We start from the raw sequence: 21,981 nt of genomic DNA on the forward strand, positions 1-21,981 counted from the left end.
ATATATTCCTTAAAAAAGTGCCACGTCAGGGACCAGCACATAGACACCCATAACATCGACTGGGAGTTGTGGCTGCACTTGGTACTCACCACGTGCATCTGCAGCTTCTCGCACACGGCGATGGTCAGCTAACAGTTCTTTAGCATTCTGGGCCGCTATAGATTTAAACGTTTCATATAGGTCTGGCAAATTATCGATCGCTGTTGTTAATTCACGACTTCTTCGCTCAAAAGGCATATTTTTCGATACTTTTGACTGCATGAAGTCCAGTGCTTCGGCTTTAGGTAATATGCGTGTCTGGTCGCCTACAACTGCTACAGCTACAGCTTCTTCCGCCAACATTTCCCTGGCCTGCTTAGAACGCTTAATTGTTAAACGGTAGCGAAGCCTGAGAAGGTATACTGTTGCCTTAGTTGAGACGTCTTGAGTAAATACTGCTCCTGCGCGGGCGACAACATCGCTATTTTTACCACCTAATGCTTGCTCTGCGATGTAATTGGCGAGGTGAGTTACAAGTGGGTGTGTACGGTGAATATATTCTGCATTTTCAAGTAGAGGTGGGTAAACGAAGTCAATATTATTACGCGACATCAACCCGCTGCTTTCAAGTCGCTCACGTAAAGCCAATGGCAAATGTTGTAGTGGAGCATTGAACCCACCTTTTTTTCGTTGTTCGATTGGTGCCCCGAGCTTATCACAGGCACGAAGAACAAATCGCTTTACGTCTTCATCGGTCCCCAACACTGCAAAAGCTTTCTCCCACTCGGGCATTACCTGCTCAGGTTTGAGTCTATTTTGGGCAAATATTGTTCGGTGCTTTTTGGCTTTTTCTCTAGCTGACTCCCAGGCGTTATCAAGGCTATCTTCGAGGTCTTTCAGTGCTTTCGTTTCAAACAAACTTAACTGCGTGCCACGTAAACTAGCGGCTGAAGCTTTCCCGTGTAATAAAACAGCCTCCATGATTGCATGGTTAATACGGTTATTATCCTCTGGCATTGGTACACTTACACCAAGGGTTTTTCTGATCCTCTCGGCTTTTCTCAGAATAACCTTTAAAACAGCCCCATCTATAGGGTTATCTTCGCCATACAACATTAAAGCTTTTACTGCCAAAGCCTTTTGGCCGAATCTATCTACCCGGCCTTCACGCTGTTCGTGTCGTGTTGGGTTCCAACTCAAATCGTAATGAACAACTGCCGTGAAAAAATCCTGAAGGTTAATACCTTCTGATAGGCAATCTGTGGCAACAAGAATTGGTGGCTTTTCGCTATCGCGTAAGGCCATAATTCGCTCTTGCCTTTCTGGGGGGGTTAGTTGGCCCGTGACAGTAAGCACCTCGAACTTCTTAAATTTCTTTGCAAGCTCAATTCCCAGATATTCAGCTGTTGCGATATAACGGCAAAAGATAACGGGATGATATCCACCTTCAGTAATCTCTTTTAACGATGCAATGAGCTTTTTTAATTTTGGATCGCCAGAGCTCTTTAACGATCTCGCTCTTTCAATCATTTTATTAAGAAGTTGTTCATCCTCAGCCAAAGCAGCACCAGGCTCGATGTCATCAGTATCTAGCCCAAACTCATCAGCACCATCAAAAACAGATACAGCACCTTTATTATCAAGAACCTCGATCGAGTTCTCTGAATTACCTTCATCGCTAATAGTATTGGCAAGTCGTGTCTTCAGAGCCCGAATGGCTGCTTGGGGTGATGAAGAAATACAACGGAGTAAAGCGAGGGCAGCCCACCAGTTCATACGCTGCTGCAAACTGCCTTCTTCCTCCCGCTGTACCAACTCTCTCGTATAATCGAGCACATCTTGAAACAGGTCACCCCAGGAACCGGTAAGTTTATACGTTGTCTCAGCTGTGTATCTATCTGGAAACAGGTTACCTTCCTGCCACTCCTTAATGTCTTGCCTTCGTCGCTGGACAAAGTGATCTGCAAGTTTTCGGCGTAATGGATCATCTGCAGAGGCGACTTCTTTCAATTTGCCAAATTCAGGCCTAATTAAACTAAGAAGATTGTAGAATGCATCCTCATCACCACTGTGTGGGGTTGCTGTGAGAAGAATGAGATGTCGCGATTGTTTTTTAGAAAGATCCTTCAACAACTCAAATCGTAACTGTCGCCCCTGCCCAGTTCGCGAACAGGTGTGTGCTTCATCAACAATGACCATGTCGGGACATTGTTCTGCAAAAGCATCCCTACGGTTTTTATTTTTAATGTAATCAAGGCTGACAACTGTATACGGGTATTCAGTAAATATAGAGCTTCCGGCAGGAAGACCTCTTTCTAAGCGCGAGGCTGTACTCGTTCGCACTATTGCGGGGTCAAGGTGGAATCTATTTTTCAATTCCTGTTTCCACTGATCACAAAGATGTGGCGGGCAGAGGACTGTAAAGCTATTCACCTCTCCCCGGTCAATCATCTCCCGTACAATAAGCCCGGCCTCGATAGTTTTACCGATGCCAACATCATCTGCGATAAGCAGTCGGATATCCTCCAGCTTAAGAGCCATCATCAATGGAACCAACTGGTACGCTCGTGGCTCGACAGCAATGTTGCCGAAAGAACGAAATGGGCCAGCACCATTACGCAATTTCAACATGAGTGCATCACGAAGCAACAAACCTGCAGACTGGATTCCTGCTTCTTCTACTTTCGGTGGAGGAAAGGTTGCCTGTATTACTGGGTTCCGTTCAAGTGAACTGCAGATAACCGTAACGCTATCATCACCGCTACCCGCAGGCCGAAGGTGTAGAATATCACCTTCCGATTGCGGCATTACAACCCATTCACGACCACGGGCACTTACAATGCTACCAGGCTGAAAGTTCACTTCATTCATTGTTTTGGTACTCCAAATACTTCCGGAAATTTTGCAAACACATTAGGCCAACGGTCCTCTTCCTTAGGAAAACGAATAACAGTTATACCCGCATCCTCAAGTCGCCGTGTTATATCGTCATCGATCTTTTGCTGACCTGGATTCTCGTGATGAGGCCCGTCAATATACACTGCTGCCTGATGATCGCGATAAATAAAATCGGGCCTAGTCTCAAAGCCGGAGATTACGACCTGAGCAGAATCAGGCTTATGGTATCCCTGCTGTTCAACATGCTTTAGCCAACTCTGCTCAAGCGAGCTATTTGCCATGCGATACAGCTCTTCTGTCTGCTGCTCCGCACTGCGTCCTTCACTTGATTTATTAATTGACGACCTGATTAGTGCACAAAGGATATCGAAGACCTGAGGGTTACGGCGATCTATCATTTCGTGATCCATCTGATTGTAGTAACTAAGCAGACAACGATAGCAGCCAGCTTCACATTCAGGCTTAACATCGCAATCATCAGGGGTACCTGTTAGCCAGCCATCTTTGCTTTCATAGTGGCAAATCTGCAATGCTCTGGCTGCCACTCGTGAAATAGCACCAGAATCTGAAACAAGTCGAGTCAACACACCTGCTCCACCTTCTGCAGATTCATATAATAATATCGATTTTCGATGTTCTCTGTGAGGTAGTGGTTCCGCCATAAGTTCTGACTCTTCAATTTGGAACTCTTCTTCAATACCTCGCTTTAAAGCCATTTGAAGGGTTGTGATCACATGCTCATCAAGATCCTGACTTGGTTGAACGATGAGGATATTCCGACGATCTTCGACATATGGAGAAATTCTTTGGATTTGTTTCTCTTCTCTTTCGGCTGCATCATTTTCATCTGTCGGTGCCTGCTCATCTTTACTCCAGTACCCTGTCGCTGCATCGATATTGAAACCAAAAATTGATTTCTCCTTCCGTCGACGCCAACCGAGGTTCACTCTCCATACTGTTGCTGCAGGGGCATATTGCAAGGTAAGAATATGCTCATCACCACTAGTAATTTCTGCCGAAATAACACGGAGTTTTTTATCTACTTTTGCAAACTGAATAGTAGTCTGCATATCATACCCTTGCCGTGTCCTCTCCTCTTCGTCGCTGGTGATCCGGTAAGCCCGTTGTGTGCTAACATTTTCAACACGAAAGAGGTTTCTGATATGCAATCCTCCTTCAATATCCTCGCCACAAGCCCAGCATTTCTCATCTTCTAGTTGTTGATGAAAATGACCATAGCCACAACTTGGGCAAAGTCGGGCTTCTTCCGTCGTCAAACCAGGTTGCTCTAAATTCTGACTATCCCTGACACCAAGAATTACTTTTTTGACACGATACTGGCTGCCTTCGTGGTAGATGAGGCTCAATGGGCCAAACTCAGATATTGCCAAAAAGCGAGGCCTGGCCAAAAATCTATCCCGACCGACCTTACCTCGTCGTGCAGGCATATATGCCATGAGTGGTAAACGTGGGAAGTTATAGCCAGGTAAAAAACCTTGACTAGCAAGGTACCGGTAAGTCGCAAAATCTGAATTATAAGCAGAACCTGCATTGAGTAAGAGATTCAACTGAGTCTGAGCTTCCCCATACCTTTTACCTGCTGCTTTACGCTCACGCTCGCTTGCTGCTGGATTACTTGTGATTTTATGAGCAGTATTCAACTGCTGCAATGTTGCTGCGTAGAGTTGCCGCCACCGATCCAAGGCCTTGTCGAACCCCCGAAACATCCCCTGCACAGTCTTGTCTAGCCATGTTGAGAGCGCATCCTCTATTGAGTCAGTGGGGTTTAACCATACTCCACGAGCTTGCTCCAGCTCAGGTCCGAGCATTCTAAGAAGATTCAAACCGCGTGCAGATGCTTGCTCCTTGACCTTTATGGTGTCCATCTGCTCAACAAATTCGTCCAAAATCGGCATGACATCCGGTTGCTCCATATTGAGCATATCGTTGACAGTCCGAGGCAGGACTTTGCGCGTCTCGTTTAACCAAACCGCATGGAGGTGGCTTGCTACAAGATCCTCGTTGGCCAAGTCAAGAGTTGGTGGGCTCACATGACCATGGACCATTCGTGCAGGATCGATAAAGAAATATTGATCGTGTGGGCTTAAAGCAGCACAATATGTGAGTACATAGGCGGGTTGGCCAGATCTTCCTGCACGGCCACTACGTTGTGCATAGTTTGCAGGAGTTGGTGGGACATTGCGCATATAGACAGTGTTTAAAGTTGCTATATCCACTCCCAGTTCCATCGTCGGAGAACAGAACATGGCTCGTAATTCTGCGCGACGAAATCGCCCTTCGCGTTCTTCCCGTTCTGCAGGATCTACCTGAGCTGTATGTTCACGTGCCTCCATTTCAAAGAGAGTTCTTTTACTATTCTGCAAAAGATCTGCAACCGTTTTATACAACCCAATAAAATAAGCATTATCTGAAGAGTGTGACATTAACAGATCATCTTGTTGACCGGGTTCGGTTATCTGCCATTGCAAGAATTCACCTAAAAGCTGGTAACCTGTCAGGTCTTTAGCCACTTCTACCCTTTCTACAAGACCATAACTGCGTAATAGAGTTAGCAGGTCAGCGAGAAGGAGTGGATAACTTGCCTCCTTGATTGGGTCAAGCATACCAAAGTCATCACCCCATACTGATTTTTTCTTGAGGGCTTGCCCGAGCAATGAACGAGATGAGCCTGATACAATATCAAAACGATTTTTAAGGCCTGGTGGCTTCGAGTAAGGGAGAAACGTACTTGCCTCCTGCAACTTCTCTTCTTCAGTAAACCCCCATGGCTCCTTCAAATATTGGTAACTCTGATTTTTAAATTGTTCTTGCTGAAGAGGGTCTAAAAACCTGCTTTTAATACAGAGACTGCGACGCATAGCATCAAGTATAAGACGTAATGCACGTAGTCTCGTCTCAATGCTCGTTGCTTGTAGACCTGGATACGTCGTCTTATCCCACTCTTCCTGATCCTCACAAAGGTCTTTTAATCCTTCATAATCAATTTTCAGCAACCCCAACTGTTCAAGATTAGGGTTGTTATATCGCCAACCTCTTCTCAGATCAAAATACAGACGATACCCAAGTACGTTTCGCATTGTCTCTTCTGCGCGTTTTCTGCCGGGCCCTTTCGCATCTGGGTTTTCCAGATAATCAGCTCCGCTCTGATCAAAACCAAGTTGGGCAAACACCTGCTGGGCAATTACGCTATCACTGAGATATCCTCCTTTTGTACACTGTACGGCCGAAAGCAGAGCCCCGCGTAAAAGAAGAATTTGCACAAAGTCATTAAAGTGGCCTGCTTGCAACGATGCATCTTGCCTATTATCCGTAAATCCAAGAATTTTCTTAGCCTGTGCAGACAACTCGTTATCTTGTTCCAGCATATAGGTAAGCGCAGATATCGCAAGAACCGTAGATGCAGAGGACCTACCTTCCCCACTTAGACCGGTAAGCCTGATTGCGTCTCTTCCACGAGCGGCATGAGCAACCCCACAATGTAAACAGAAACGGAAACTACCAGGGATAAACCAACCTAAATCTCCGTTCTGCGAAGGACTGCCAGCAGGATTCACTAAAAATTGAATAGGTTTGTATTTTTTGAAGTTGGATTTGATTCTTGTTTTCCCTTTGAACTCTTCAATCCAATTTTCTGGGTAACTTTCCAGAGCATGTTCATCCCAGGAACTTTCAGGATCAAAGATGAAAAATCCAAAATTTACCTCATCATCATCATGTGCCCGCTCATCAATGTTTCTTGGACTAAAATGGTTTCCGCCTTTGTCTTGTTCATGCCATACCGGATGGTATTCTTGACCGCATTGTCTGCAAAAGTGGACACCAAAAAATTTCTTATTACGATCTCCTGGAAAAAATTTCTGACCGCTTAAATCAAATTGTCTCTTACCTACTGTCTCAAATGTTGAGAAAAGTGTGTTAGCACCGGAAATAAATTGGTGAAGACGAAACGCGAAGAGTGCTTTCCCGCGCTTATCACGGCACTGGTATGCTCTTAACAAGAAATCACGTAAGAACTTTTCACATTTTTCAACTGGAAGATTGCTATCACTCGCTAACTCTTGTGATGCACTTTTTAGAGTTTGAGGCTTTGCTCTGACCCATCTATCGTCTTCGCGTGCTAGTCCTAACGTCAACTCAACCCAGCTTGAAGCCAGATGTTCTCTGAATTCTTTAAATTTCGACAAATCTGGAAGACCTGCTTTTACCGCTGAAGCCAACGCTTCCCCCATAGGTTTATCTGCATATGGAGTTTGACGTTGTAATGTTTCTGTTACAATATTCTCTGCTTTGACAACAGTTCCGAATATTTTCCCTGCAACTTCAGCCACAACCTCATTTCTAGCCTGTAGCGTACCTTCACTGGCCATCGTTGCTGATGTACCTACACACTGTACTTTTGAGTTCAAAGCCTCTCTGACACGCCGAACCAGCATCGCAACGTCTGCACCCTGCCTTCCTCTGTAGGTGTGCAACTCATCCAATACAAGAAAAGAAAGCCCTCGTGCAGAGCGCATTATAGATCTATCCAGATCATCCTGCCGAGTCATGAGCAACTCCAGCATCATGTAGTTCGTCAAGATAATGTCCGGTGGGTTAGCTGCCATAGCCTGACGTTCGGTCTGGCTTTCCTGCCCTGTGTATCGATTATACGTAACAGGCTTACCTTCACCATAATGACCAAGAAATTTATCCAGTTCTTCCAACTGGCTATTAACCAGGGCATTCATGGGATAAATAATAATGGCTTTAATCGAGGGAGGGCTTGATTTCCGATTTTTCAGGATCTTATCGATGATTGGGATAAGGTAGGCGAGTGATTTTCCTGATCCCGTACCAGTTGTAAGGACGTAGCTCTCGCCTGTTTGTGCAATATTAACAGCATCCATCTGATGCTTATGAAGAGTGAGAGGGACTCCTTGTGACCCGGGCGACCTATCAAACCGAAAAATATTTTGGCAAGTGGGGTGTAATTTCCCCTGTGCGACTAGCTGATCAACATTAGGTGCAGCAACAAACGAGGGATTTAACTGTATCAGTGGAGCAGGCCAGTATCGTTTTGAGTCGTATTCCCCATCCACAAACTCCTTGATGTCCTCAGACCTTATCTTACTGAAACTTCTGGTGAAAGAACTGTAGTTCTGGACAATATCATCACCATATTTAAAGACATCCATGCCTGCTCCAAAAGTTCAAATTTACCGTAAATCGAGAAGTGTTATGAGATTATCAAGTATTTAAATTAACAAGGAAAGATCACAATAAGAATAGTAAGTTTTGGTTATTTGCACAAATTAAAACACATTTAGAAAAAACATACAGGCTCATAATCTATCAAGCACTTGTTTAAACGTCTTTTCAGATTGTCATCCAACCATAAACATCAGCACCTGAACAAATCTTTCAGACCTGAAATATGAACGATTTAAAAAATCTATCTCAAATCATAAGTCAACATTTTGCACGAATGACAACCAACTCATACTGAAAAAGCTCTAATTTTTTTTCAACTTAAAGCACGAATAGTAATGTTTAATTGAGATTGATTGAGTACCCTCAATACTACTTAGTAGCATACCTTCCTATTAACCACACAGGCAATAACCACCTGATTTATCTTTAACTCACGATAACACCTCCCACAAAAATTATGAATCGCCAAGTAATACTTCTCTCCCTTTGCCAGGCCCTACTCGCCTCCGGCAACATCCTCCTGGTCTCCGTAACCCCACTTATCGGGCGCGGCCTAGCACCATCGCACCAATGGATTACCTTCCCCATTGCCATGCAATTCATCGGCCTCATGTGCGCCACAATTCCCGCATCCCTTATCATGCAGCGGTTTGGCCGCAGGCGTGGCTTTATAATGGGGAATCTTACCGGCATTGCTGGGGCGGCTTTTGCTGTTTTTGCGTTGTGGAGTGAGAGTTTTGTGCTGTTTTGTTTTGCGACGACGCTGATCGGGATCGGGATTGGGTTTTCAACCCTGTATCGTTTTGCAGCTATGGAGGTGTGTGAGCCGGAGCATAAAAGTCAGGCGATATCGATGATCATGGCGGGTGGTGTGCTGGCGGCGATAATCGGGCCGAACCTTTCTATCTATAGTCAAAAATTGTTGCCGGGCTTAGGTTTTTCAGCGGCGTTTGTCGGGTTACTTGGCTTGTATATAACTGCGTTTATATTGCTGACTCAGGTGAAGATCCCGGCGCTGAGTGTATCTCAACGTAGTGTGGCGCAGCGGCCTTTGCGGAATATTATTATTCAGCCCGCATTCATCGTGGCAGCGCTTACCGGAGTGGTGAGCTATGCGGTGATGAACCTGCTTATGACCTCGACTCCGCTTGCGATGAATCGTTTGGGGTATAGCTTTGTTCAGTCCACCTTTGTTATCGAGTGGCATGTGCTGGGGATGTTTGTGCCGTCGTTTTTCACCGGACATCTGATTAAACGTTTTGGTTATACCACAATGATCTGTGCCGGATGCATCATTATGCTTGTTTGTGTGGCGATCAACCTGCACGGGATCAGCCATGCACACTTTATGACTGCACTCATTCTGCTTGGTGTCGGCTGGAACTTTATGTTTATCACCGCAACCCGTTTGGTGAGCGACACATATCGCCCGGCAGAGAAAGGCAAAACCCAGGCGACTAATGAATTTATGATCTTCAGTATGGTTACGCTCTCGGCACTGGCTTCGGGCTGGCTGGAAAGTTCCCTTGGTTGGCAACGACTTAATATTGTGGTGTTGCCGCTTCTTGTTATCACTCTGCTGGTTATTGTTGCTCTGCGCAAAAAGATCGAAGTGGCAAAAGCAACACCCTGCTAGGATCAGCAGATAGAACAATGTAAAATAGGGCAACAAACTGTTGCCCTATTCACTCTATTTGTTGAACATAATTATTGGTGTTCATTTTTGCGGCATTAATCATTAATCGTCTTCTGCCTGCCAATAGCCACCTTTTGCCGGGCCAATACGTTTTAGTCGCCCTTCTGTCTGGAGTTGTTTCAAATTCCGCTCGATAGAACTGGTTGTAACCCCTACCATTTTAGCAAGATCTGCAATGGTGATTTTGTTGTCCTCTCGTATCAGGTGGACAATTTTCTCCGACGTTTTCTCCGACGTTTTTGTTTTATTTGCAGGCTTCTCTGCTATAAAAGTTGGCCGTGGAAACTCCAGAGTAAACATGGTGTTAAAGTTGATTTTCACATCTGGACAATGGGCTTCTGTAAGGGCTGAATGAATGCGCTCAATCCCGGAGCCCATTTTTTCAATGAAATTACAGCGTAAAAGGAGGCTTGCAATATTGGGGTTACGGCAGACACTGCGACGACCGAAGTCTTTTTCTTGCAACCCTTTGGGCAACCCGCCTGGGTTATATATTTCAACCCGGTCATCAAATACCTCAACCATCACATTGGCGCCTTCTTCAGTGTAATCTCTATGGCAGACACTGTTGATAATAGCCTCGCGCAGGGCTACTTCGGGTAGTTCCAAAATCTCTTTTCTGCGGGTACTTTCGGCTGTAATCTCCCACCGCATCTGTAAATGCTTTTTGAGGAAAAGGAGAGCGTCTTCCACATTCTCTAAGATATTACCATTAAGGTCTTTACGATCGAGGATATAGGCTTTGGAAGTCCCTTTAAACAGAGCGCAAACAACATTTACATGAAATAAGCGCCGGGTTGGTTCTTTAGCAAAAAAGAGAACGCCCGTCTGATTGAGAGAAAACTGTCCATCTATATATTCACCAGCGCCCAAGTTAGTCAGGAGGTTGGCAATGTCATCCTTTGGCGAAATATTTGCGAGCTTGCACCATTACGCAGAAAGAAACCTTTATTACATCGGTGAGGTCTGTTGGCACCTTCAGGAACATGGATAACGAGAATTTGATCTGGTAATAGCTTTTCAATGGAAATAGCTACAGGCGGGTCGCATGTTGCCGCTGTAGATTCGATTTGAGAGACTGCCTTGTTAGAAATATCACAGCCTACTATCGTATTATCATCATCCACGCCAATAAATATACGCCCACCAGAACCATTGGCAAAAGCGACCAATTCTTTTGAGAGATCAGAATTGACAGAACGCTTAAACTCCAAAGTAAATCCTTCCCCTTCCTCTAAAACAAGAGCCAACTCTTCATCTGTAGTTGTACGATATCTCATATTGCCAGTTTCTCTGTGAGTTCCATGCTCTCTTATCTTCCGTGGGCCTGAGTCCTCCCCTGATTTTTTTTAACTGGGTAAGGATCATGAGAGGTGTTTGGATAAGACCCCGCTTATCAAGTTTCTCCCGTTCAAAAACAAAGTATTTAACTCAACTTTCTGACTTAAAGGTTAAAGACAATAAAAATAATTCAACCAATTTAAATAATTAACAAAAAGCCTCAGAAACTCTTCGCTTCATCGCATATTGGCTATACAAAAAACATCAATAATTTCATAAATTAAGGACAACAATTCATATTAACAAACAGCATTGGGAGCGACAAGAGGCAAAACCCAGGCAACCAATGAATTTATGATCTTCAGTATGGTTACGCTCTCGGCACTTGCCTCGGGTTGGCTGGAAAGTTCCCTTGGCTGGCAACGACTCAATCTCGTGGTTCTTCCACTTCTGGCTGTGACCTTATTCGTTGTAATATCAATGCATAAGAAAATTGCTGCGGGGGGGGGATCAACCTCCTGAAACAGCATAAGGACTGAGGTTAAAGGGGTTAGGACTGAGGGGAGGATGAAGGCTTGCAGATGGCCCTGCTCAACACGAAAGTTGAGCAGGTAAGCGAGACATGAGACTCAGAAATGGGTGTTTCGGATATAAACTAATTCACCAGTTCATCACCGATTCTCTCTGCCTCTTCAAGAAGCAGATCGAGGTCCTGAAGTTCGGTTCGATGGTTGGTGATATTGACACGTATCGCCAATTGTCCATTTAAGAGAGTGGTTGATGGGACTGCTATTCCACTTTCCTGTAAAGTGATGACGATCTCCCTGTTAAGATCATTCAAATCATTTACCGCCTCAGAAACATAGCGAAAGCAGATAATATTTAGTGTGACAGGTGCTAATAGTTCGAATTTGTCAGATGCCTCAATACGCTTTCCCAAATATGTTGCCTGAGAGCAATTTTCACTGATAACGGCGCCTAATTTTTCAACTCCGTGCTCAAGCAGATGCGCCCATACTTTCAGTGCTCTGAACCCACGAGAAAGCTCGGGGCCAAAATCGACAGGCCACGGACTCCCGGCTGCAAGCCCTCTTCCTGCTCCTGTTAAATACTCTGCCCGGCCTGAGAAAGATCTAAGATGTGCTTCACCAGAGCGAACAAGAACACATCCCGCATCGTAATTAACCTGCATCCATTTATGAAAATCGAATGCCAACGAATCTGCACGCTCCATACCGGCAAGCCGCTCACGAAGTTCTTCACTCAGGATTGCTGTAGCACCAAAAGCACCATCAACATGCAACCAGAGCTTTTCTTTTTGGGCAATATCTGCCAGTGCACTCAGATCATCTATCGCCCCGACATTAACTGAACCCGCTGTCCCAATAACGACAAATGGCTCAAGCCCCTGTGCCCGATCATGCTCAATAGTCTCCTGCAATGCGGCCAAATCCATTTTGAAATGTGCATCGCATGGAATTTTGCGCAACGATTCGCTGCCCAGCCCCAGCAGGTCAAAAGCTCGCCCGAGGCAAGAATGAGCCTGGGCAGATGCATATCCCACCAGCGTGCTTCCGGCGATCCCCGTGTTTCTGCACTCGAAGCCCATTCGTTGATCCCGGGCAACTTTCAAGGCAATGATCGTGGCCATGGATGTCCCGGAGACAATCAACCCGCTTGCATCTTCCGGAAAGCCCATCAGCTTCCGGCACCAGCCAATCACCTGTTTTTCAACATATATAGCACCATGATCACGCCCCCCTAGGTTTGCGTTCATAGCAGCGGCTGTAATTTCTGCAAATATATTTCCCGGATTTCCTGCCCCGTGAACCCAGCCAAAAAACCTGGGGTGGGTATTGCCGACGCCGTAAGGTAAAAGATCGGCAAGATTCTGGCGCAGTGTCTCATGATCAACGCCGGCCTCAGGAATATCAGACGTCAAAGCAGACTTCATCTCTTCAGGTAAAGGGGTCCAGACCCTGCCACTCCTGACTGTTTCCATTCTATTCAAGGCGTCGTCCAGCATCTTGTGTGCCGAAGCGCGGAAAAGGCTCCAATCATCCGGATCCAAAGTAGTCTTACCCATTGTATATCTCCGATTAATGCTCTCTTTCTATAGTGTTTTTTTGTGATATTACGTCTTAGTACACCAGTATCTCATCATCCCCTGCAATCATCAGATAATGTCGACATTATCTACATTCTTTATATTACAGGGCCTATCGCTGATATTTATTCGTATACTTTACACTCTGTCATAATTGCACTGTATTTCATATGAAGTAACAACAAAACCCCTTTCGCATCTTAAGGCAAGCCTCCACCATCTCACGACCATGAAACCTAAAACTATCAATTACAGAACATCTCAATAGCGGCAATCTTTATTGTGTATATACCAGATATTTTGCTAAAAAACGACATTGCTGAATTCCGGTGGTCGATTAGCAGCAGACCAGAATAAGACAGTAAAAAAATCATATAGATGGCTACAGAAGCACCCTTGCCAAATGGTTTCCTCAGGGCTGTTTTTTTCATTTCTTCGTTTTTCAATAAGGATTTTTCATTTGACAGAGTCGATCAATTTTGGCATAAGGAAAATCAAAGTGTCGACATTCGTCATTTTAAAGTGTCGTTGAAATCGATTTTACAGGCAGATAGTGTAATTGAGTTTATTCTCACACAACATTTTATTTTCGAGCAGAAGAATGAAAGAAAAAACAGTAATCGAGACCAATAACGCCCCCGGAGCTGTAGGGCCGTATTCCCAGGCAATAATGACAGGCAATCTGTTATTCACCTCCGGTCAGTTACCGATTGATCCAGCAACCGGAAAAATGGTTGAAGGGTCGATTTCTGACCGTGCACATCAGGTTATCAAGAATCTTTCTGCAGTTATCGAGGCAGCAGGTGCACAGCTGGATGACGTTGTTAAAACCACCGTCTTTTTATCAGACATAGGTGATTTCCAGGAAGTTAACGCAGTCTACGCAGAATATTTTTCCTCACCATTTCCGGCTAGAAGTGCATTTCAGGTAGCAGCACTCCCCCTGGGAGCTGATATCGAAATTGAAGCCATTGTAGTCGTTAAATAATAGCCATCAACTCAATCTCACAGTCACAGGATATCCAATGAATCTGACCCAGTTCCCCAGAAGAAATTACGTACAGGAAGCTACCCCGATTGAAGCACTCCCCGCATTTTCAAAGGCCCTTGGCGGCAAGGTAAATATTTTTATTAAACGAGATGATCTGTTGCCGGGATGTGCTGGTGGAAACAAAACCAGAAAGCTCGATTACTGTATCGCTGATGCCATCGAAAATGGTGCAGACACCATCATTACCTGCGGTGCTGTGCAGTCAAATCACTGTCGCCTCACCCTTTCATGGTCTGTAAAAGAAGGCATGGACTGCCACCTTATCCTCGAAGAACGTGTAGCCGGCAGCTACAAGAAAGAGGGTTCCGGCAACAACTTCCTCTTCAATTTGATGGGCGTAAAAAGCACAACTGTCGTGCCTGGCGGATCAAACATGCTTGGTGAGATGGAAAAACTTGCTGAGAAGCTTAAAGCAGAAGGCAAAAAGCCATACATCATCCCCGGCGGAGCGTCCAATGCAATTGGTGCTACCGGTTATGTTGCCTGCGCCAAAGAGATTCAGCAGCAGCTGTTTGATACAAGCCTGGTTATCGACCACATGGTTGTTCCAAGCGGCAGTGCAGGTACACATGCCGGCATAGTAGTTGGAATGTACGGCACCAATGCAGGCATCCCTGTATCGGGTATCAACGTAAGCCGCAAAAAAGATGTACAGGAAGAGATAGTCCATAAGCTCGCTGTAGAAACCGCCCAGCGTCTTGGTATGCGCGAGAGCCTGCCGGCAGATCAGATCACCTGCTTTGACGGCTACGTAGGACCTGGATACTCCATCCCTACAGACAGTATGACCGAAGCCGTTAGGTTGCTCGCTCAAACCGAGTCTATCCTGCTTGACCCCGTCTACTCAGGAAAAGCGATGGCAGGCCTCATCGACCTGGTAAGAAATGATCATTTCCCTGAAGGCGCAAATGTCCTGTTTCTACACACAGGCGGCTCTCCAGCTCTCTATGCGTACCTTGATACGTTTCAATAAATCAGTAATCAAAAAGGCATCATGACATTTATCATGGTGCCTTTTTGGTATAATTAATAAGGTCATGACTTCTGTTACGACTACAGACAGCCTATTTATGGAGGAATTGTAAAATGAAATTATATCATAAGATATTGATCGGACTAGTTTTAGGTGTAATTGCCGGTCTGATTTTAGGAGAAAAAGCTGAGTATTTAAAACCCATTGGTGATATTTTCATTCGCTGCCTTCGATTAATAGTTGTCCCCCTTATTTTATCCACTCTCATCACAGGTGTTGTTAGCACTGGCAACATTAAAAACCTTGGAAAAACAGGCCTGACTACCCTTATATATTTCATGGTAACAACTACCCTGGCTGTTTGTATTGGATTAATCATTGCAAATATCTTCCAGCCCGGAACCGGACTTTCTCTCGGCGAACTCAAGGCTTTCAAAGCACCTGATCCTGTTGGACCAGCGCAGATGATTGTCGGCATGTTTCCAATGAATCCGATGGAGGCTCTTGCAAAAGGTAATGTCCTGCAGATCATCGTCTTCGCGTTACTTTTCGGTGCTGGCCTCTCTATGGCAGGTGACGCAGGGAAACCCGTTGCAAACTTCTTTAAAAGTCTTGCAGAAGTTATGTTCAAGGTCTCTGATATCGTTATCAGCTTTGCGCCATATGGTGTCTTCGCTCTTATTGCCTGGACAACCGGCAAATTCGGATTAGATATTTTGATGCCAATGGGGAAACTCATTATAGCTGCGCTTGTTGCCAGCATCATACACATTATATTTACCTATTCTGTCGCTGTAGGAATTTTCGCTCGAATTTCTCCATTGGCCTTCCTGAAAAAGACGATGGAACCCGCGTTGGTAGGCTTGTCTACCTGTAGCGCCGCAGCTGCCTTCCCTTTTTCTATGCGTGCGCAAAAGCAATTGGGAGTTTCATCAAAAGTTTCAGGATTTACGCTTCCCATGGCGCTTACAATCAACATGGATGGTACAGCCCTTTACCAGGCAGTTGCAGCCATGTTTGTCGCTAACGCTTACGGAATTGATCTATCATTAACCCAGCAGGGAACTATTGTCGCAACCGCAGTCCTGGCATCAGTGGGGACAGCGAGTATTCCTGGTGGTGGCTTGATTATGCTGACAATGGTACTTCAATCAGTTGGCCTGCCGCTTGAGGGAATTGCGATTGTTGCCGGAATTGATCGAATTTTAGATATGTTCCGTACCACTACCAACATCTTTGGTGATAACTCTGCCGGTGTTGTTGTCGCAGCTTTAAATGGTGAACTGGATCGCGAAAAAGCTATGACACCTCTCGATGAGCTAGAGCATGGCAGCGGCGTTCACCTTGACGATGAAGGGCATATTGTTGACGAACTGGGATAACACCAAATAGTTATTAACAATTCGGATCAACACAGCTTTACGTGTGTATTCGGCAAGGCCTCCTTTCTTAGGAGGCCTTTTTTTTGGCACATTCCACTCTCCGAGCACTCGACTATCTACAAAAATGTATAAAGTGAGAAAAGAACAAACTTGTGCTAAGTAGGTAGTAGGTTATATAAGAAGCACTCATAAAGAAATTAGCGATCATGATCGTTGTTCAATCTGTTGTATTTCATTGTCCTATGTTAGGGAGTAATATTTTGGATTTCGACAAGCACACGTATACTGATCGTGTTGTAACGTATATTAAAAAGTGCGTCCTGGACGGCACCTATAAACCTGGCGATAAAGTCAAAGAGCTGAGCATAGCCCAAAAACTCTCCATCAGTCGCGCACCGATACGTGAAGCCCTCCAGATTCTTATTAAAGAGGGACTGGTTGTATGGACTCCGCAAAAAGGTAAATTCATTACAGAGCTGAGTCCAAAGCAGATCCGTGACAGCTATTTTACCGGAGGCATTCTCGAAGCCGCAGCCGTATGTTCAGTAATTCAAAAATATACAGCCGGCGACATTAAGAAACTTGAAGAGCTTTCAGAAAAAATGCGGCAGATCTCCGAAAACGGCGAGTCTATCGAAAAGATTGCACCACTCGATGATAAATTCCATAAAATTCTTTTCTCGCGCATCGACAATGAGCTGCTCCTCGAATTCTGCAGAAGAGCATGTCAGGGAATCTCAAAATTTCTTCTCTTCAGATACTGGATTCAACTCTACTCAGTGGAAGAGGTCTACTGGAGACATAAGGTCATCATAGACGCATTGAAAAAGGGCGATGTCTATGAACTCGAAGGATGCATAAGGAACCACTATATGGATGCCGGAAAGCGGATGGCAGATATTTGTGAAAAAGAGTTGATGAATACTATGTAATCGCTGATGCAGGCAGACAAACATCAACAATAGGACTGAGTAAATTGCATTGAAAATGCAACAAGCTCCTGAAACACTCAGTCCTTTGGCCTGAGCCCTTATGTACGCTTCCTGCCTATGCAGCTGCTGTCTTCAACCACGCAGTGAACCGTTCGGTTACGCGTTTTGAGAGTATGCGGGCAAAGGTCTCCTGGTCACAGAGAAACAGGCAGTGACGGATTGAGGTATACGGACTGAATGTTTTATCCGGATTCTCAAATAAGAAGTTATCACGGTACTCTTTAACAATCTTCAAATTGTCCCGCAGGCATCGGTGCAACTCAGCCTTCTGGAAGTCACTCTTGATCCGCAGAATATCCTGGACGAAACCATCCACTTTGTAGTCCTGAAACTCAAAATCTCTGAAAAAATGTCCGGCGATCCGCAAAAAATTAAAGGCGTTAAGGTTCTTGACCCGGGCCTGCGATTCTGCCGGAGCATCGGGACCATCTCCCAGCGGCTCCACAGTCTCCTGCTGCATCAGCTCGTCGGTAGCATTTCGTATCTCTTTAAATTCACGATCGGCAAGCTCAAACAGCGCAGAGAGTACGTTGATCCGTCGTTTGAGATCATTGGGAATGGATTTTTTGTATTTAATCTTATGGTCCAGCACGCCCCAGGCATCCTGAATCAGCGATCGGATCTGTATCTCGAAATGGAACCCGGCATACGGCTGGTATCGTGGCAGGGAACCCATCTCTTCGTTCATTGCCAGATCCATATGCAGCCCCTTATACCCGAAAGAGTCCTCGGTTTTCTCGATGGAGGAGGTCTTGTCAGTTACATCGAGTATTCTGAAGTGCTTTTGTAACAGCTCTGAGATCAGGGGGATCTGATCTTCATAGAGGCAGACGATACGGATGCCTATCAAGTCAGAGATGAAATCTTTAATTTCATAGGGGTGTTCGGCAGCTTCAAGTTGGTTCTGGTATTTTCGGTGGAATTTTTTGATACACTCTTCTCTGTCCTTTATCCGGCCTTCAACCCGTGTGACCTCACCGACATCAAAACGTTGGATGAGCGCGTTAATAATTCGTATATAGGTGTTTTTCGCATCCAGAATGGGTTTACACTGTGCCTCGTAAAACGTTCTAAAGCGAAGTTTTTCTTGTTCAAAATCCAGTGACGCCATAATAAAATATTCTTCTTTTTTCCTGGGTAAGTTGGTTAATTAGCAACCCACTATGTCAAAGCTTGCAGAGATCGTCAAGGTTTTGCCACATATTTGCTATACATTGCGATGAAGCAAACAGGAAATATAACCCTGTCAGGGTTTCATAATATTGCTCTTCCCGACAGGATTGGGATTCGTGAGGAGTAAGTAGTAAATAGTGAGGGGTGATGAGTTGGGACTGAGGGTGGGCGCTACAGACGAGATATCCCTTACAAGCCGGAAATACAGTGAAACAGCATCATTCGCCAAACATCTTTTCTGTTCTTTCTGTGGTTATATCGTGTTTTTTCTGCGAACCAAAATTGGCAGACTGTCCCAATTGTGTGAAAACATAAAATCCAGCGAGTAGAGCCGCAATAGCCGCTGCAATTTTGAAAAACTCCCAGGGCTTCTTCCATAAAAACAGTACCAAACAAATCAGTATGCCAAGGGCAATAAGCTGATTGTTCAGCATAAAGCTACGAATAACTGCGTATAGGTTGTCAATGCTCATCGAATCTCTGTAAGTGGGGGGTATTCGGCATTTCAACATCAGACCTATATGCCTAATGTTCTGTACATTCATAATGTAAGCAGTAATCAACCTGTTACCCGTATTAACATGTAAACAGGAAGACAGATCATAAAAATCCTGAGATATAGCTTTATTGTCGGATTATCTTCCGACCTTCCCGTCGCCACATTTCCTGTCACGCGAATGGTGTTCTGTGGTAAAATATATGAATACAGGTTGAGGTCCACGACAGCAGGTAGTGCTTAATGCCTGGCATACCCTGAAGAGGAGACTGCTTATGAAGTATATGACCCGAAAAGACACCATTTTCAAGCTTCTGGATCAGAACGGCCCCTTCGCCACACGAGATAACGTTCCATACAATCGCGTGTTTTCTCCTTTGAGTCGTGGGCAGGTATTACTCCTTAAACGATCGCATCTCTTTAACAGATACCTTGTTACCAGAAATCAGATTTTCGAATTCCTCAACGTACGTTCATTTGCCGAGATCAAAACCCTCGTTGACAATGAAGAGAGCCGAAAGGCTGCCAGCTGCAGATCTTGTGGTCTTCTTTCTAAAATGTTCGGGATAGCAGGTAGTGAAAACGAATGCCGGATTGCTATAAAAAACTATTCCAGAACTGCTGATGGAGTTATCCGCTATCTTAAACGAACCGTGCTCTCGCCCTACTCTTCATATCTGGCAATGGATAACAAAGTCGACGCCATTGATGATCCTGTTGAGCTGATGCTTATCCCATTTGATGATCGCTACCACAAAAAGGCCCGTTTTGAAGCAAAGCGCAAGCTTGTACTCATGCAGCTTGCAGCAGCCATTGAGCAACGTGAACGGCAAACAGATATAGAAAATAAATTCGCTTCATTTCTCGATTTTCTCAACAATCACGTATGGTGTACAGATGCGAAGATCGGCGAGCAGGAACATGCATTCTTACTCAGCCGGCATTCTCCTGAAGATTTTTCCTGCTGCGAAGTATCAGTGCACCCGTGGGATAGTACTGCTGATGAGATCAAGCCACTTGAGCACGGTCTGAAGAAAACCCTGATCAAACATCTCTGGTTTTATTCCAACAACAGGAAGACCCCCATCTATGTCATTGTCAGAAAGAAAGAGCCGGTGGCAAAGGTACTTAAACTGCTGAGAAAGGCGGAAGAAAACCCGGATGTAGCCGTTGCTGATGAACTCGGTCTTATGGGAGTGCTGAACAGTCTCACTGATGTGAGAAATTTCCAGAAACATCTCATAGCAAGTGCCTTTAAGGCAGGTTCCTTTCTTATTCAGGAAGATGTGTCTGACACCCTGGAGGGGAATGGTCACTATAACGGTGGTATCGGCAGCTCAAGCAAAACACCTATGCTCAAATTTTTTGCCCGTATGGAAGGCATGCGGGTCGAATTCATTATCCATACCAACAAAAGCTATATCAACTACATCTATCAGCGTGGTGTCGCCCACCGGGAATACGAAGTGAACCGCCTGTTTAATACAGGCGTGATCGACATGCTTTTCCCGCAGGATATTTATCGTCTCGATCTCGCCTCAATAAAAAATGAAATTCTCGACAGATTCCGTAAGCAAATCGAGACAGAACAGTAAAACTGAGGACTTAGGTAAAAGACAAAAGGACTAAGGTTAAAGGGGTTAGGACTGAGTAAATTGATTTATGGGTAATAAGTAGCCCTGGGCTAATCGGAAAAATATGCATCAGCCCCGCTGGTAGCGTAGACTCCGATACTAAACATATGACTGCGATTATTTTTTAGAAAGACCTCTTCTCGAGAGAAAATCGCTAATCCCGGACTACCTCCTGTTTTCCATCCGAAAATGGACTAATCATGTGGTATAAGTTCCTGACCTCTTGAAGCAAACGAAATCCCCTGTTGTGATCTGCTGCCAATCATCACGGACTCAATAATCGGAGGGTTAACCATCTTATCTGATTTCCAGACAACGATAAAGTTGGCACCGGAACCTCCGCTTTTGTCTTTTTCGGGTATGACAAAACGTAATGTTTCCAGCGCCTCAAGCGTCACGGGGTGGTCAACATACGATTTTAGAAATTTACCCCTTGTTTCATAGTAGTTGACTGATTCAATAGTTATTTGATATTTGGGATCAATATTTCGCAGGCTCAACGTTATGGTCAATTGAAACGGACGTTCTGAATCGCCTATATATATATCTGAATATGCAGGAACGTAGAGAATCTGCCCTTGTGATAATCCCCGCTGTGCATCTGCTGCATACAATGAGAAAGGCAGGCATAGAGCAGCCAAAACAATCAGTGGCAATAGTCCGGAATACAGTTTTCTTTTCATGCGGTTCTCCCCAGGTTACGTATTTCACAGAAAATGTATGACATCGTATATTTTGGTATTGTCTAAAAAGTATAGCATGTGTTGATAACAACATCTGCTTTTTACTGATCATACCTTATCCATATTATAGCTGAATACCTAAAAATTGAACGTGTCAGGTCAGGCCATTTCTCTTTAGCGGGATGTCAGACCTGAAAGTAAATATAGTTCGTTTACGGAAACAACTCCAAGCTGCCGGAAGCTAATCAACCAACCGCCTCAATGCAGATCAAAACCTCTCGCTAATTGTTAGTAGTACTACAATTATCACTATATATTTATCATAAATTAATTTTGAGATTGCGATGGACTCCATTTTATTATACATTTCAGCAACTATTAGTGCTGGATAAACAATCACATCGGTTTCAAAACCTAGCAGACAA

15 protein-coding genes are annotated in these 21,981 nt (G+C 44.7%); 7 read left to right on the plus strand and 8 right to left on the minus strand.

The annotated features are described in order from the left end of the window. Positions 1–9 precede the first annotated feature (9 nt). A complete protein-coding gene (locus tag FCL46_RS23470; protein ID WP_136809605.1) occupies positions 10–2,850 on the minus strand; it encodes a helicase-related protein in 2,841 nt (946 codons plus the stop codon). Beyond that, on the minus strand, positions 2,847–8,072 hold the full coding sequence (locus tag FCL46_RS23475; protein WP_136809606.1) for a DEAD/DEAH box helicase: 5,226 nt from the start codon (positions 8,070–8,072) through the stop codon (positions 2,847–2,849). The genes FCL46_RS23470 and FCL46_RS23475 overlap by 4 nt, the downstream gene beginning before the upstream one ends. A 473-nt stretch (positions 8,073–8,545) precedes the next feature. On the opposite strand from FCL46_RS23475, the gene FCL46_RS23480 reads away from it, so the two are divergent. Further along, a complete protein-coding gene (locus FCL46_RS23480; RefSeq protein WP_136809607.1) occupies positions 8,546–9,724 on the plus strand; it encodes an MFS transporter in 1,179 nt (392 codons plus the stop codon). Between the two features lie 102 nt (positions 9,725–9,826). On the opposite strand, the gene FCL46_RS23485 is transcribed toward FCL46_RS23480, so the two are convergent. After that, a complete protein-coding gene (locus tag FCL46_RS23485) occupies positions 9,827–10,657 on the minus strand; it encodes a DUF977 family protein (RefSeq protein ID WP_217909506.1) in 831 nt (276 codons plus the stop codon). Positions 10,658–10,662: 5 nt separating this feature from the next. Further along, positions 10,663–11,064 (minus strand): AlbA family DNA-binding domain-containing protein, encoded by a 402-nt coding sequence (locus tag FCL46_RS28075; RefSeq protein WP_217909507.1) that lies wholly within the window; start codon positions 11,062–11,064, stop codon positions 10,663–10,665. Positions 11,065–11,377: 313 nt separating this feature from the next. Between FCL46_RS28075 and FCL46_RS23490 the strand changes: the two genes are divergently transcribed. Continuing rightward, positions 11,378–11,587 (plus strand): hypothetical protein, encoded by a 210-nt coding sequence (locus FCL46_RS23490; RefSeq protein ID WP_136809608.1) that lies wholly within the window; start codon positions 11,378–11,380, stop codon positions 11,585–11,587. Positions 11,588–11,720: 133 nt separating this feature from the next. Here the strand turns inward: FCL46_RS23490 and FCL46_RS23495 are convergent, their stop codons facing one another. Next, the gene (locus tag FCL46_RS23495; RefSeq protein ID WP_136809609.1) at positions 11,721–13,151 is read right to left on the minus strand and encodes a pyridoxal phosphate-dependent decarboxylase family protein; all 1,431 of its coding nucleotides are present in this window, start codon (positions 13,149–13,151) and stop codon (positions 11,721–11,723) included. Positions 13,152–13,773: 622 nt separating this feature from the next. Between FCL46_RS23495 and FCL46_RS23500 the strand changes: the two genes are divergently transcribed. From FCL46_RS23500 to FCL46_RS23515, 4 genes are all read left to right on the plus strand, one after another. Then, a complete protein-coding gene (locus FCL46_RS23500) occupies positions 13,774–14,160 on the plus strand; it encodes a RidA family protein (protein ID WP_136809610.1) in 387 nt (128 codons plus the stop codon). Positions 14,161–14,197: 37 nt separating this feature from the next. Next, positions 14,198–15,196 carry a D-cysteate sulfo-lyase gene (gene cuyA, locus FCL46_RS23505; protein ID WP_136809611.1) on the plus strand — a complete coding sequence of 333 codons (999 nt, stop codon included), beginning with the start codon at positions 14,198–14,200 and terminating at the stop codon, positions 15,194–15,196. 113 nt (positions 15,197–15,309) lie between these two features. Further along, on the plus strand, positions 15,310–16,578 hold the full coding sequence (locus FCL46_RS23510) for a dicarboxylate/amino acid:cation symporter (RefSeq protein WP_136809612.1): 1,269 nt from the start codon (positions 15,310–15,312) through the stop codon (positions 16,576–16,578). Positions 16,579–16,838: 260 nt separating this feature from the next. Further along, positions 16,839–17,510 carry a GntR family transcriptional regulator gene (locus FCL46_RS23515; RefSeq protein WP_228723270.1) on the plus strand — a complete coding sequence of 224 codons (672 nt, stop codon included), beginning with the start codon at positions 16,839–16,841 and terminating at the stop codon, positions 17,508–17,510. 115 nt (positions 17,511–17,625) lie between these two features. Here the strand turns inward: FCL46_RS23515 and FCL46_RS23520 are convergent, their stop codons facing one another. Together FCL46_RS23520 and FCL46_RS23525 are read right to left on the minus strand one after the other, a co-directional pair. Continuing rightward, positions 17,626–18,681: a GTP pyrophosphokinase gene (locus tag FCL46_RS23520; protein WP_136809613.1), complete on the minus strand. Its 1,056-nt coding sequence runs from the start codon at positions 18,679–18,681 to the stop codon at positions 17,626–17,628. Between the two features lie 280 nt (positions 18,682–18,961). Then, the gene (locus FCL46_RS23525; protein ID WP_136809614.1) at positions 18,962–19,216 is read right to left on the minus strand and encodes a hypothetical protein; all 255 of its coding nucleotides are present in this window, start codon (positions 19,214–19,216) and stop codon (positions 18,962–18,964) included. Between the two features lie 298 nt (positions 19,217–19,514). Between FCL46_RS23525 and FCL46_RS23530 the strand changes: the two genes are divergently transcribed. Further along, entirely contained in the window at positions 19,515–20,834 is a 1,320-nt protein-coding gene (locus tag FCL46_RS23530; protein ID WP_228723271.1) for a hypothetical protein, read from the plus strand. 233 nt (positions 20,835–21,067) lie between these two features. On the opposite strand, the gene FCL46_RS23535 is transcribed toward FCL46_RS23530, so the two are convergent. Continuing rightward, complete coding sequence (locus FCL46_RS23535; RefSeq protein WP_136809615.1) at positions 21,068–21,556, minus strand: DUF3124 domain-containing protein; 489 nt, start codon at positions 21,554–21,556, stop codon at positions 21,068–21,070. Positions 21,557–21,981: the final 425 nt, after the last annotated feature.

It is taken from the genome of Desulfosediminicola flagellatus, from assembly GCF_005116655.2.
Taxonomy (GTDB): domain Bacteria; phylum Desulfobacterota; class Desulfobulbia; order Desulfobulbales; family Desulfocapsaceae; genus Desulfopila; species Desulfopila flagellata.